Genomic DNA, 14,007 nt, shown 5'->3' on the forward strand with positions numbered 1-14,007 from the left:
GCCGGCGTCACTCCAGCTGGGCGCGGATCGCCTGCAATTCCTCCAGGCGATCCGCGCTCGCTTTCGGGTAGGTCATCTTCAGACCCTCGAGCGTATCGAGCACGATCTGCGAGACGATCAGGCGGGCGTTCTGCTTGTCGTCGGCCGGGACGACGTACCAGGGCGCGTCCCGGCTGCTGGTGGCGCCGAGGCACTGCTCGTAGGCCTTCATATATTGCTTCCAGAACTTCCGTTCCTCGAGATCGGCGAGGTTGAACTTCCAGTTCTTCTCGGGATCGTCGATGCGGGCGATGAACCGTCGCCGCTGCTCGTCCTTGGACAAATGCAGGAAGAATTTGACGATCCGGGTACCGTTTGCCTGAAGATGTCGCTCCAGGTTCGCGATCGAGCGGTACCGATCCGCCCAGAGCGCCTTTCCGTGTTTCGGGCGGTTCGGGATGCCTTCTCCCTCCAGGATCTCCGGATGGACTCGGACGATCAGCACCTCTTCATAGTAGGACCGGTTGAAGATGCCGATGCGGCCACGCTCGGGCAATTCGCGGGTGGTGCGCCAGAGAAAATCATGCTGCAGCTCGGCCGGTCCGGGATGTTTGAAGCTGGAGACCTGGCACCCTTGCGGATTGATCCCCGACATCACGTGCCGGATCGCCCCGTCCTTGCCGGCCGCGTCCATCGCCTGGAAGATCAGCAGGACGGAATGACGGTTCGATGCATAGAGCAACTGCTGTTGCGCGCTGAGCCGCAGGACGTGGTCGTCGAGGATCTGCCGATAATGCTCTTTGGAAGAGTAGATCGGGTCGACGAGCGTCGGCCATTGCCTGAGGTCGACCGTGTCGCCCTCCCGCACGCGGAAATCCTTGGCATCGATCTTCATCTGGATCCTTTCGGCCGAACGGCTCTCGTCGTTCAAGGCCAACGCTCCTGGAACCGGAACCTCCCGCCCGGGTTCACTTCACACCAGGAGAGATCGTGAATGATTACAGCGGCCCCGTCGCTTCCGTCGTCTGAGGGCCCGATCCTCGAAACCGATATCCCGTCGCGGCTCGACCGCCTGCATTGGGGACGCTTCCATACGCTGGTGATTGCGGCGCTCGGCATCACCTGGGTGCTCGACGGCCTGGAGGTCACGCTGGCCGGCGCCGTCTCCGGCGCGCTGCAGGCAAGTCCCCGGCTGCACCTGAGCGACGACCGCATCGGTCTCGCCGCCAGCGCCTACCTGATCGGCGCGGTCGGTGGCGCGCTCTATTTCGGCTGGCTGACCGATCGCCTGGGCCGCAAACGCCTGTTCAACATCACCCTGCTGCTCTACCTCGTGTCGACGGTCTTGAGCGCCTGCGCGGTCGATTTCTGGAGTTTCGCGCTGTTCCGCGCGCTGACCGGCGCCGGTATCGGCGGCGAATATGCGGCGATCAATTCGGCGATCCAGGAACTGATCCCGGCCCGCCTGCGCGGCCGAACCGACCTGCTGGTCAACGGCAGCTTCTGGCTGGGGGCGGCCGCAGGCGCGGGCGGGGCGGTCTGGCTGCTGCAGCCGGGCTTCCTGCCGCCGGACATCGGCTGGCGGCTGGCGTTCGGCATCGGCGCCATCCTGGGCTTGGTCGTGCTGCTGCTGCGCCACTGGGTACCGGAAAGTCCGCGCTGGCTGATGACCAAGGGGCGGCTCGACGAAGCGAACGAGATCCTGCGCGACATCGAGGCGCGCTGCGGGCAGGGCGATCCACCGGCGGACATGCCCCGCATCAGGATCCGCGCCCGTCCGGACGCGATCGGCTTCGTCGAGCTGGCGCGCAGCCTGATGCGCGATCATCCGCGCCGGGTCGCCCTCGGCCTGGTGCTGATGATCGCCCAGGCGTTCTTCTACAACGCGATCTTCTTTACCTATCCGCTGGTGCTCGGTCGCTTCTATGCCGTGCCGGCCGACCGCATCGGGCTATACGTGCTGCCGTTCGCCATCGGCAACTTCCTCGGTCCCGTGCTGCTCGGCCGCCTGTTCGACACGGTCGGGCGCAAGGCGATGATCGCCGGCACCTTCGCCATGTCGGGGCTGCTGCTGATCCTGCTGGCCTGGCTGTTCGTGACCGACCGGCTCGATGCGGAAAGCCAGACGATCGGCTGGAGCGTCATCTTCTTCTTTGCGTCGGCGGCGGCGAGTTCGGCCTATCTGACGGTGGCCGAAAGCTTCCCGCTCGAGATCCGGGCCCTCGTCATCGCGCTCGCCTACGCGGTCGGCACCGCGGTCGGCGGCGTCGCCGGCCCGGCACTGTTCGGCCATCTGATCGGCACCGGCGCCCGCATCCAGGTCGGCGGCGGCTATGTCTTCGCGGCCTCGCTGATGCTGATCGCGGCCGGGGTCGAGCTTTGGCTGGGACTCAATTCCGAGGGGCGGTCGCTTGAGGACATTGCCAAGCCCCTGGCCGGAGTCGATTGACCGGCCGCCATGCGCCACGCCCGGGTTTCCCGCCGGCGTCGGGGCTGCTAGATACGGCGCATGTGCTATCACGTCGCCGCTTTCTACCAATTCGTCGCCCTGCCGGACTTCCGGGAGCTCCAGGAACCGGTGCGTCGGTTCTGCGAGGAGCTTGGCCTGCGGGGAACCCTGCTGTTGGCTGCGGAGGGTATTAACGGTACCCTTGCCGGCGCGGCCCCGGCGATCGAGGCGCTGGTCGAGGAACTGATCGGCGGTATGCTGTTTGGCGGCCGGCTCGACAATCTGGACCTGAAGCGCTCGACCGCTCGGGAGATGCCGTTCCAGCGCCTCAAGGTCCGGCTGCGGCGGGAGATCGTGACGCTGGGCGATCCTGCGACCGATCCGACCCGCCGGGTCGGGACCTATGTCGCACCGACCGACTGGAACGACCTGTTGGCCGATCCCGAATTGGTGCTGATCGACACACGCAACCGCTTCGAGGTCGCCCTGGGCAGTTTCCCCGGCGCGCTCGACCCCGATACCGAACGCTTCAGCGAGTTCCGCGACTTCGTCGCCCGCACGCTCGACCCGCGCACCCATCGCAAGGTCGCGATGTTCTGCACCGGCGGCATCCGCTGCGAGAAGGCCAGTGCCTACATGTTGGAGCAAGGGTTCGAGACGGTCTTTCATTTGAAGGGCGGCATCCTCAAATATCTGGAAGAGGTGCCGGCGGACGAGAGCCGCTGGTCGGGCGAATGCTTCGTGTTCGACGAACGGGTGACGCTTGGCCACGGTCTGGTCGAACGGTCGGTTGCCGGGCCTTTACGGGAGGAAGCCAGCCATGAGTGATGCCGAAGCGCTGGCCCGGCGCGTCGATGCGCTGGAAATCCGCCTGACCCACCAGGACGAGATCATCGAGGATTTGAACCGGACCCTCATCGACCAGTGGAAACAGATCGATCTGCTGACCCGCCGGCTGGCCCGTCTCGGCGATCGGCTGGAGGCCGTCAAGGATGGCGCCGACGCCGGGCCGCAGCGCGAACCGCCGCCCCCGCATTACTGACCCCGGGCATCGATCGCCAGAAACCTCAACCGGTCGGACGATCCCGCGTGGTACCGTGACACGAGAATACGGAACGCAGTTGCCATAGGAGATTTCATGGCTTTCAAGCCGAATTACAATCAGCAGCGCGCCGAGCGCGACCGACTGAAGAAAGCGAAGAAGGAAGAGAAGCTGAAGCGTCGCCAGGAGGCGGCGGCACGCGGCGAGCCGGTCGACGGCCTGGCCGACGACGATCAGGACGGCGACGAGGCGGAACCTGGTGAACAGGCCGAACCGTCGGCATGAGCCGTCCTTCCTGTCCGGCTCCGCCTGTTTCCGTTCCTTACCGAGTACGCTGATCATGGCCCGCAAGAAAGCGACGGACAACGTGTTCGTGTTCTTCGACATCGTCTATGAGGACGGTGCCCTCAGTTCGAACCGCAAGGTGCGGAGCGGCGAATTGCTCGGCCTCGACGGCGACCTGCCGGCGCGGACGATTCTGGAAGCCGAGGATGAAAAGATCGGCCTGATGTCCGGCCGCCCGCGTGGCCCGATCAAGAGCCTCGTCCGCTCGCCCGGTCAATAAGCCGGCGCGCTGCCCGAGCGGTAGCGCACCGCCGATTTATCGACGGCCCGATCTGAAAACGGCCCGCTTCCGCAAGCACGGCAGCGGGCCGTGCCGTTCCTCAGTTCGCTGAACAAATTGTTTGCTTAGCAAACATAGTCTGTTCTAATCACGTGGTCGGAACGTGGGCGAGAGGTCAGGGTGATGCGTACGCAGGTCGGGATCGTCGGGGCAGGGCCCGCGGGGCTGCTGCTGTCCCATCTGCTGCATCGCTGCGGCATCTCGTCGGTCGTCCTCGAAGCCCGCAGCCGCCGCTATGTCGAGGAGCGCATTCGCGCCGGCGTGCTGGAGCAGGGCACGGTCGATCTGTTGAACGAAGCCGGCGTCGGCGCCCGCATGCAACGCGAAGGGCTGGTCCACCACGGCATCGAGCTGCGCTTTTCCGGCCGCAACCATCGCATCGATTTCGCCGATCTGACCGGGCACGGCGTCACCGTTTATGGCCAGCACGAGGTCGTGAAGGACCTGATCGCCCAACGGCTGGCCGATGGCGGCGACATCCGTTTCGAGGCCGAGGAGGTCTCGGTACAGGACGTGGAGACCGCGCGTCCGAGGATCCGGTTTCGCCATGCGGGTCGGAGCCAGGAACTCGATTGCGATTTCATTGCCGGTTGCGATGGTTTCCACGGCATCTGCCGGCCGTCGATCCCGGCCGGCCAACTCACGACCTACGACCGCGTCTATCCGTTCGCCTGGCTCGGCATCCTGGCTCAGGCGGCGCCGTCCCAGGACGAACTGATCTACGCCAATCACCCCGACGGCTTCGCGCTCTATTCCATGCGCTCGCCCGAGATCACGCGGCTCTATCTGCAGTGCCGGCCGGACGAGGATCCGGCGGACTGGTCGGATGACCGGATCTGGAGCGCGCTGCACGCACGGTTGGGCGACGGGGCCGACGGCTGGCGGCTCAACGAGGGGCCGATCCTGCAGAAGAGCGTGACGCCCATGCGCAGCTTCGTGACCGAGCCGATGCGCCACGGCCGGATGTTCCTGGCCGGCGACGCGGCCCATATCGTGCCGCCGACCGGCGCCAAGGGCATGAACCTCGCCGTCGCCGATATCAGGGTGTTGGCCGCGGCACTTGACGGCTTCTACCGGCGCGGCGACGAGGCGGGACTCGACGGCTATTCCGCGACCTGCCTCCGGCGGATCTGGCGCATGCAGCGGTTTTCCTGGTGGATGACCTCGATGCTGCATCGCTTCGACGACAAGGGCGATTTCGACCAGCGCGTCCAATTGGCCGAACTCGAGTATGTCACAAGTTCGCGAGCAGCCTCCGAAAGCCTGGCGGAAAACTACGTCGGACTGATGCGCCGCTGACCCCCGGGGTGGCGGGCTACCGTTTCAAGGGCCGCCGACGGATGGCTCTCATCGAAAGCCATGCGTGGCGTGGACACCGCGCTGCACCACGTCTTCGTGCAGGCAAGACGAGGGCGAATGGAAGCGCCGGTCTTGCCCGCGGCCGGAGGCCGCATGCGTTCCAAAGGATTGCCGCCATGTCCGCTACCCTGTCCCGTCTGCGTCGGATACTTCCCATCATCCTGTTGCTGTTCGCGATGGGATCCAGCCTGTCCGCCTGCGCCGACATTCATCCAAGTACTGTGGCTCATAGTCCGAACTTTCACGGCTGATTCGACATTCTTGCCGGACTTTTTGGTCGGCGGGACTTCAGTGAGAAGGCTCGCCATAGGAAAAGACCTGAAATTGACACACTAAATTCGATCGCCATCTTCAATGAAATGCTCCATCTAATTGAAGATAAATTCCGTAAAATTACAGTAAAATCATCTATGGGAATATTTCTGTAAAATGTAATAAATGTAGTATTGCTCGTAGCTCTGCAAAATGGTAAAAGTTAACTTATCCGAAACCCACTAAAACCTAAAAAGTGACGGAGACGTCGTATTTGTGGCGACGTGGTCTGTAAAAAGCTTTAGAGGTCAGAGTGATGGGCGCTTCGGTGCGGTGTTTGGCGCTAATGGGTACTGCGATTGCCATCGGTTTTACGCCGGCGGCGAAGGCCCAGACGGTTCTTACGGCGACCAACGCCGTCAACGGGGTCATCGCCGTGCCGGATACGGCCGGAAAGCCGGTAACGGTTCGCGGCGATGGCAAGACGGGCATCAGCCTGTGGTTCCCCTATTATTGGGTGCCGGCCGTGAAGGTCGTCAGCGACAACGGCACGATTCTCGAGACCCATGCCAGCGGGCAAGTCACTACACTGGTCAACGTGCCGAGGGTGTCTTTCAGCGACGGCACACAGCTCGACCTCACCGGCGCCCAGCCGGTCGCCACGACGCCGGTGCACCTGAGCGCCACGGGCGTGATCTGGCGTGCTTCTGCCGTTCCGACGTCGGCGAGCACCGCCGACGTGGTAGGCGTGCGGCTCGAGAACAACACGACCAAGGCGATGCCGTCGCGTGCCGTGACGTTCGGCCAGGCTTTCGTCAAAGGAGATGTGCCGGCCGGTTCCGCGCTCGTCGCCAAGCTGTCGACGGGCGGCGTCCTGCCGGTCCAGATGGACGTGAAGGCGCGCCATGCCGACGGGTCGGTCCGCCATGCTGTCCTCACCATCATGGCGCCTGCCATCGCCGCCTCGTCCGCGGTCCAGCTGATGCTGTCGCACAACCCGACCGGCCCTGCCGGGGCTGTCCTGACGGCGCAGAGCCTTCTGGCGCACGGCTACAACGTGCAGCTGGTGTTGAGCGGCAAGTCGATCAACACGACGATCAACGCGGCCACTGTCCTGTCGGCAGCGCTCGCGAACGGAACGGCGCAGACCTGGCTCTCGGGTCCCTACGCGGCCGAATACCGTGTCTCGACTCCGATCGATACCCATCTGCGCGCCACGTTCGATATCCGCACCCTGGCGGACGGCGGCGTCATGACCGACGTCACGGTGGCAAACGACTACGCCTACCTGGCGCCGGTGACCTATAGCTACAACGCGCAGCTCGTCGACCATGGCGCGACGGTGTGGCAGGCGAACGGCGTCACCCAGGGTCGCTTCCAGGAATGGCACAAGTCGGTGCTGAGCGAGACCGCTGGCCCCCATGTGGTGTTCGACGTCAGCTATCTCGAGCGCGCCGGTGCCGTTCAGAATTTCGACCTGAGCTCGGGCGTCTCCGCCAGCGCCGTCCAATCGCAGCAGAGCGCGCTCACCGCCACCAATACCGCACCGGTCGGCAACGCGCTCATCGTCCTTTATATGGGCCAGACCGGCGGACGCGACGACGTCGGCCCCACGACCAACTGGTCGGCCAACTATCTGGTTGCCCAGAACGAGGCGACGCAGGCGGTCATGCTGGCGAACGCCGATGCGGCGGCCAGCATTCCCTGGCATATGCGCGAAACCAGTGGACTGCTCGTCACCGCCGACAGCCGCCCTGGCCTCTGGATGGACCAGCGCTGCGTCGGCAAGGATTGCGCCACGGGCGGTTTCGACACCAGCTCGACCGGCTGGACGCTCGACTTCGCTCACGAAGCGGATCTGACCTACGTGCCCTACCTCGTCACCGGCAGCCATTTCTATCTGGACCAGCTCCAGGTCGAGGCGAACGCCAGCTTGTTGGCCAAGAACCCGTCGTACCGCACGGCAAGCGGGCTGCTCTACACCTCGAACCAGATCCGCGGCACCGCCTGGAACATGCGCGACTTCACCAACGCCGCCTGGATCACGCCCGATGCCGACCTCGCGAAGAGCTATTTCGTCGTCAAGACCGCGAACAACCTGGCGGGGCTCGACGCGCTCTATGTGACCCAGCGCAGCATGAAGGCCTACGGCGCGATCGAAGGCTTCATCATGGGCGATCACCCGACCAGCACGGCCCCCTGGGAGCAGGATTTCGTCGCGATGATCCTGTCGCAATCGACGGCGCGGAGCTTCAACGGTGCGTCGGACCTGTCGAACTGGATGACGAACTTCATCGCCGGTCGCTTCATCAACGGCGCCAACGGCTATAACCCGCTGCACGGTTCGACCTACTGGCCGTTCACGATCGACCCGGTCACCAACAAGACGATCAATACCTGGGCCTGGTTCTACAATGCGAATTTCGCGGGCCAGCCGGCGCCGACCGAGCTCGACGGTTATCCGAGCGGCCGGGACGGCTATGCCGCGATCGGCCGCGCCGGCAATGCCGCCCTGTTCTCCAGCACGGGATCGACCGACGCCCTGCAGGCCTACAGCTATATCGTCAGCCAGACGCCGGCCATCTATGCGGCCTTCCAGACCGGCAATGCCTTCAACATCAATCCCCGGCTGCCGGATGGACATGTCTTGCAGAACAACGAGATTTTCCCCGCTGCCGCCAGCGGCGGAACGGTGACCGCGCCCACCAGCCACTCCCTGCTGATCGGGGCGGCCACCACGACGACCTTGAAGGCGGCACCGGGCGTCTCGATCCTCTATGCCGGAACAGGCCCGACGACGCTCGTCGCGGCGAACGGCACCAACTACATCTATCCGGGCGCCGGCCGGAACATTGTCACCGGCGCGCCGGGCACTGCATACATCAAGACCGGCACCGGCGCCGTCCAGATCAACCTCGCCGCCACGGACAACGCGGTCGATACGATCGACAACTTCAAGCCGGGCGTCGACCATATCCATGTCACCGGCTTGACCGGTACGGCGGTAGCCATCCTGGCGTCCGCCGCACCCACGACCTCGGGCGGGCGCAGCGCCGTCATCCTGAAGGTCGGGGCCAGCCACTCGGTCGTGGTCAGGGGATTGACCACCGCCCAGCTGCAGGGCGCTTTCAACTAGGCGACTTTCGGGCGGTCGGCTCCAGCCGGCCGCCCGGCTTCCTTTCCCGGCGACCTCGTTCATCTGTCTGTGCTCGGAAACGCACATATAAATTTCGATTGCGAACATGCGTTTCGCGACCTACTTGTTGAGAGTAAACAAGGGGGTTGCGATGGGCGGGAATGAGCGGGTCGATCTGCTGATCGTCGGCGGCGGCATCAACGGCGCCGGCATCGCCCGTGACGCCGCCGGTCGCGGGCTCGGGGTCCTCCTGGTCGAACAGTCGGATCTGGCGAGCGCCACGTCGTCCGCCAGCACCAAGCTGATCCACGGCGGCCTGCGCTACCTCGAATATGGCGAGTTCCGTTTGGTGCGCGAAGCGTTGATCGAGCGCGAGCGGTTGCTGGGGCTGGCACCGCACATCATCTGGCCGCTCCGGTTCGTGCTGCCCCATCCGCCGGGCTTGCGGCCGGCCTGGATGATCCGGCTCGGCCTGTTCCTTTACGATCATCTGGGCGGGCGCCAACGCCTGCCGCGGTCCCATGCCGTCGACCTCACGCGCGATCCACGCGGTGCCGGCCTCGATCCCTCGATCACGCGCGGCTACGTCTATTCCGACTGTTGGGTCGAGGACGCCCGGCTGGTTGCGCTCAATGCGCGCGATGCGGCCGAGCATGGCGCCGAGATCCTGACCCGCACCCGGTTCCTGTCCGCCGAAAAGCAGGGCGACCATTGGCTCGCCACCATCGAGGATCGCATCGACGGCAGCCGGCGCCAGGTAGCGGCCTCGATCCTGGTCAATGCGGCCGGCCCCTGGGTCGGCGACGTGCTACGCCGGCGCCTGGGCGATCCGAACGGCAAGTCGCCACGCCTGGTCAAGGGCAGCCATATCGTCGTGCCGCGCCTGTTCGACGGCGAGCACGCCTACATCCTGCAGAATCCCGACAAACGCATCGTGTTCGCCATCCCGTACGAGGGCGAGTTCACGCTGGTCGGTACGACCGACATCCCCTACGAGGCCGATCCGGCCCAGGTCGCGATCGATGACGGCGAGACCGCGTATCTGACCGAGACGGTCAGCCGCTATTTCAGGAAGAAGGTCACGCCGGCCGATGTCGTCTGGAGCTATTCCGGAGTCCGGCCGCTCTATGACGACGCGGCCTCGAACGCGTCGGCGGTGACGCGCGACTATGTGCTGGATGTGGAAGGCGAGAAGGGCGGACCGGTGCTGCTGTCGATCTTCGGCGGCAAGATCACCACCTCGCGCCGACTGGCAGAGCATGCGCTGGAAAAGCTGGGGCCGTTCCTGCCGCGGCCGACCAGGCCCTGGACCGCGACCGCACCGCTGCCCGGCGGCGATCTGCCCGGCAGCGATTTCGAGGCGTTCCTGGCCGGCCTGATGCGCGCCAAGCCATGGCTGCCGGCGACGCTCGCCCGCCGCCTGGCCCGGGCCTACGGCAGCCGGGTCGATCGGATCCTGGGCGCAGCGCGGGATCTGGCCGACCTCGGCCGGGACTTCGGCGGTGGCCTGACCGAGGCCGAAGTGATCTATCTGCGCGACCAGGAATGGGCGCGCACGGCCGACGACGTGCTGTGGCGTCGGTCCAAGCTCGGCCTGCACGTGCCGGCCGGCACGCGCGCCGCGCTCGACGCGTTCCTCGGCGACGGTTCAGCCGGCGCGGATATGGGCCAGGAACGCGCTAACCTGGCTCTCAAGCTGGCTTGACTGACGGGCGAGAGCGGCCGCGGCCTCCGCGACCGACGAGGCTTCGAGACCGGCTTCGGTCACCGCGCCGCTGACCTCGGTAATGGTCGCCGACACGGCTTCGGTCCCGCGGGCGGCCCCGTCGACGTTGCTGGCGATTTCGCGGGTCGTCGCTTCCTGCTCCTCGACGGCGGCCGCGATCGTCGTGGTGATCTCGTCGATCTTGGTGATCGTGCTGCCGACGCCGCGGATGGCCGCCACGGCCCGGCCGGTGGCGCTCTGGATGGCGCCGACATGGGCACCGATCTCGTCGGTCGCCTGCGCGGTCTGCTGGGCGAGCGCCTTGACCTCCGACGCGACCACGGCAAAACCCTTGCCGGCATCGCCTGCGCGCGCCGCCTCGATCGTGGCATTGAGCGCCAGCAGGTTGGTCTGGCTGGCGATCTGGTTGATGAGCGCCACCACCTCGCCGATCTTCTGGGCGGTCTCGGCCAGGCCGCGCATCTCGGTATTGCCGTGCTCAGCTTCCTCGACGGCGCTGCTGGTGGCGCGGGTCGCCTCCGACACTTGGCGCGCGATCTCGGCGACGGAGCTCGCCATCTCCTCGGTCGCGGCCGCTACGGCCGATACGCGCTCCGACGCGCGTGTCGCATCCGCCTCGACGTTGATCGCCCGGTCGCGGGCGACGGTCGTCCGGTCGGTGAGAGTGCCGGCGGCCTGGGTCATCTGGCCGGCTGACTGGGACACGGACGAGACGACGGCGCCGACCGTCTGCTCGAACTCATGGGCCAGCGCCATCAGCGCCGCACGGCGGTTCGCCTCGACGTCGTGGCGATTCTGCTCCTGCTCGCGGCGCAATGTCTCGGTCTCGCCCAGCCCATCCTTGAACACCTGGACGGTGCGGGCCATTTCGCCGATTTCGTCGCGCCGGGCGAGGCCCGTCACCTCGCTGGCGAGATCGCCGCCGGCCAAGCGTGCCATGACCTCGCGCAGGCTTTCCAGCGGCCGGGTGATCTCGTTGCGGATGATCAGCCAGGCGAGCAGCAGGCCGATCGCCGAACCGCCGAACGCCAGCAGCATCAGCAGGCTGCGGTTGGTCGCATAGTCGCCCCTGGCCTTCGCCACCTCGGCCTGCATCGCCTGGCTGGTCTCGTCGAGCCAGGATCGCGCCGCAGCCTCGGCCGCGTCGAGAGCTGCCTTGCCGCGTGTCGTGGCGATCGTCTGCGCCTTGCCATCGCCGTTTTCACGGGTCAGGCGGCGAATTTCCTTGTCGACGGCCAGCCATTGGTCGAACCCGTCGTCGACCGTGTTCATCTGGTCCATCATCTCGGGCGGTGCCAGCTGCGAGCTGGTGAAGGAACGCAACTTGTCGCGCAAGTCGGAGATGTGGCCGGCCGCCGTATCCAGATCCTTTTCCAACTGATCGAGCCGCTTGTCGTCGATCTCGGCGATCGTATCCTTTTCCAGGCCATAGAAGTGGTTGAGCTCGGCCAGCAGGCGCAGGCCGGTACCGATCATGCGCTGGACCAGAACGTTGCGTTCGCTGTCCGCGAGCTTGGCTTCGGCGTCGACCATGATCGAAACCTGGCTTTCGACCTTTTGAAAGGCTTCGGCGCCCTTCGTGGTCGACAGCGTGAGGGCCCGGGACTTGGAATTGAGCTTGGCGAGGCCGCTCATCTCGTCGACGATCGCACCGTATTTGTCGGCCTGATCGAGGAAGTCCTTGAGCTTGGCCGATTGCGCCGCCCCCGGCAGCGCCTGGAGAGCGTCGCGCAAACTCGCGAAGTTGGTCTTCTCTGCGGCGACCTCGGCAATGGCGGCCGCCTTGCCGGCGTCGGTGCGCTCGATCACCAGATCGCGGGCGGCACGGGAGGTCTTGACCAGGCTCAGCACGGCGTTCTGCGCCAGCGCCATCTGGTGGACCGGGCCGGCAGTCAGCGATTCGAGGCGCGCGTTCTGGGCGGCCAACTGGCTCAGTGACAGGATGATCGCGGCAACGACCGTGGCGACCAACAGTCCAACCGCCGTTCCGAGCTTCGCGGAGAGACGCAAATTACTGAAAGCAGCAAACATAAGGCGTCCCTCCCCGGGACTCGTTACAGGCCTGCCTGTCAAGTGGTCAGGCCAATTTGCAGTCATTTACGCATTTCGTCTCGATCTGGGCAAGGTGCCAGATCGGTTACGGATTCTTTGCGGCTTCCACGGCTGGCTCGACCGAGGTTAGTGTGTTGGCGCAGGCTCGAAACCGCCCGGACGGGGTATCGGTCCGGCATGCCGTTCCTAGAGGCAAGCACGCCCATCGACCATCCGACGTTTGTAATCAAGAGCCGCTAACCCTGGCGGCCTGTTCAAGTTTCCTGTTCCTCTTGGGGGAGGTTTCACGATGAAGATTTCTATCGGCAAGATGGCCACCGGTATTCTCCTGGGCACGCTCGCCACGGCGGCGGGTACGGCACAGGCGGCGGATACCCTGCGGCTCCTCACCTGGGCCGACTATGCGCCCAAAGAGGTTATCGAGCAGTTTACCAAGGAGACCGGCATCACCGTCGAGGTGACGCTGTCGAACAACGAGGAAATGATCTCCAAGCTGCGTGCCACGGGCGGTGCCGGCTTCGATCTGGCGCAGCCGAGCCAGGACCGTATCCTGGGGCCGCAGCAGGATTTCCACATCTACAAGCCGCTCGATCTCGGCAAGGTTCAGGTCGCCGAATTCAAGCCCTCGATGCTCGAGGCGACGAAGAAGAACACCACGGTCGCCGGCAAGGTCTACGGCCTGCCGGAAATCTGGGGTACCGACGGGCTGGTGGTGAATTCCAAGCTCGCGCCGCAGGTCAAGGACTATGGCGACCTCTGCACCGACGCAGTCGCCGGCAAGGTCAGCTATCGCCTGAAGCGGCCGGCCCTGATCGCCTTCGCCTTCGCGTCGGGCGCCGATCCGTTCGCGGAATACGGCAACGCCAAGGCCTATCAGGCGCTGATGGAAAAGGTCGGCGCGACGCTCGCCGCCTGCAAGAAGGACGTGAAGTTCTACTGGGACGGCAAGGATGCGCTGCTGAACGGCATTCGCGCGGGCGAAGTTGTCGCCGCGATGGCCTGGGATACGGGTGGCTGGAAGCTGAACGGAGAGAATCCGGACATCAAGTTCGTGGCACCGAAGTCGGGCGCGCTCGGCTGGGTCGACACGTTCGCGATCCCGGCCAAGGGGCGCAACGATGCCGCCGCCTACAAGTGGATCAACTTCAACCTGCGCCCGGAGATCGCCGCCAAGGTCGCGGCCTCGGCCGGGAATTTCACGGCGTCGCAGGGTGCCGAAGACAAGATGGATCCGAAGCTGAAGGCGCAGTTCGCCGCCAGCTTCCCGGATGCCGACTTCAAGAACATCAAGTGGTATCCGGCCGTGCCGGCGGGGCTCGAGGCGATCGAGGGCAAAGTGCTCGATCGGTTGCAGGCGTCGAACTAACGATCCAGAGGCGCCGGGTCC

The 14,007-nt window shown here is 65.3% G+C and carries 11 protein-coding genes; 9 read left to right on the forward strand and 2 right to left on the reverse strand.

What is annotated here, in order from left to right:
- Positions 1–7: 7 nt before the first annotated feature.
- Positions 8–910: an ADP-polyphosphate phosphotransferase gene (locus VGV37_RS12830; protein ID WP_326880074.1), complete on the reverse strand. Its 903-nt coding sequence runs from the start codon at positions 908–910 to the stop codon at positions 8–10.
- A 63-nt stretch (positions 911–973) separates the two neighbouring features.
- Between VGV37_RS12830 and VGV37_RS12835 the strand changes: the two genes are divergently transcribed.
- The 8 genes from VGV37_RS12835 to glpD all read left to right on the forward strand — a co-directional run bounded on the left by VGV37_RS12835 (position 974) and on the right by glpD (position 10,547).
- Complete coding sequence (locus VGV37_RS12835; protein WP_326880075.1) at positions 974–2,428, forward strand: MFS transporter; 1,455 nt, start codon at positions 974–976, stop codon at positions 2,426–2,428.
- A gap of 60 nt (positions 2,429–2,488) precedes the next feature.
- Positions 2,489–3,256 (forward strand): rhodanese-related sulfurtransferase, encoded by a 768-nt coding sequence (locus VGV37_RS12840; protein ID WP_326880076.1) that lies wholly within the window; start codon positions 2,489–2,491, stop codon positions 3,254–3,256.
- Positions 3,249–3,470: a SlyX family protein gene (locus tag VGV37_RS12845; RefSeq protein ID WP_326880077.1), complete on the forward strand. Its 222-nt coding sequence runs from the start codon at positions 3,249–3,251 to the stop codon at positions 3,468–3,470. The genes VGV37_RS12840 and VGV37_RS12845 overlap by 8 nt, the downstream gene beginning before the upstream one ends.
- A 96-nt stretch (positions 3,471–3,566) precedes the next feature.
- Complete coding sequence (locus tag VGV37_RS12850) at positions 3,567–3,755, forward strand: hypothetical protein (protein WP_326880078.1); 189 nt, start codon at positions 3,567–3,569, stop codon at positions 3,753–3,755.
- 55 nt (positions 3,756–3,810) lie between these two features.
- A complete protein-coding gene (locus VGV37_RS12855) occupies positions 3,811–4,035 on the forward strand; it encodes a hypothetical protein (protein WP_326880079.1) in 225 nt (74 codons plus the stop codon).
- A 183-nt stretch (positions 4,036–4,218) separates the two neighbouring features.
- Positions 4,219–5,394: a 4-hydroxybenzoate 3-monooxygenase gene (gene pobA / locus VGV37_RS12860; RefSeq protein WP_326880080.1), complete on the forward strand. Its 1,176-nt coding sequence runs from the start codon at positions 4,219–4,221 to the stop codon at positions 5,392–5,394.
- A 658-nt stretch (positions 5,395–6,052) separates the two neighbouring features.
- A complete protein-coding gene (locus tag VGV37_RS12865) occupies positions 6,053–8,842 on the forward strand; it encodes a hypothetical protein (RefSeq protein WP_326880081.1) in 2,790 nt (929 codons plus the stop codon).
- A 151-nt stretch (positions 8,843–8,993) separates the two neighbouring features.
- Complete coding sequence (glpD, locus tag VGV37_RS12870) at positions 8,994–10,547, forward strand: glycerol-3-phosphate dehydrogenase (protein WP_326880082.1); 1,554 nt, start codon at positions 8,994–8,996, stop codon at positions 10,545–10,547.
- Here the strand turns inward: glpD and VGV37_RS12875 are convergent.
- Positions 10,491–12,665 carry a HAMP domain-containing methyl-accepting chemotaxis protein gene (locus VGV37_RS12875; protein WP_326880083.1) on the reverse strand — a complete coding sequence of 725 codons (2,175 nt, stop codon included), beginning with the start codon at positions 12,663–12,665 and terminating at the stop codon, positions 10,491–10,493. The genes glpD and VGV37_RS12875 overlap by 57 nt on opposite strands.
- A gap of 244 nt (positions 12,666–12,909) precedes the next feature.
- Between VGV37_RS12875 and VGV37_RS12880 the strand changes: the two genes are divergently transcribed.
- Entirely contained in the window at positions 12,910–13,986 is a 1,077-nt protein-coding gene (locus VGV37_RS12880; protein WP_326880084.1) for an extracellular solute-binding protein, read from the forward strand.
- The last annotated feature ends 21 nt before the right edge of the window (positions 13,987–14,007 follow it).

The sequence above is a fragment of the Aliidongia sp. genome, from assembly GCF_035943795.1.
Classification (GTDB): Bacteria; Pseudomonadota; Alphaproteobacteria; order ATCC43930; family CGMCC-115725; genus Aliidongia.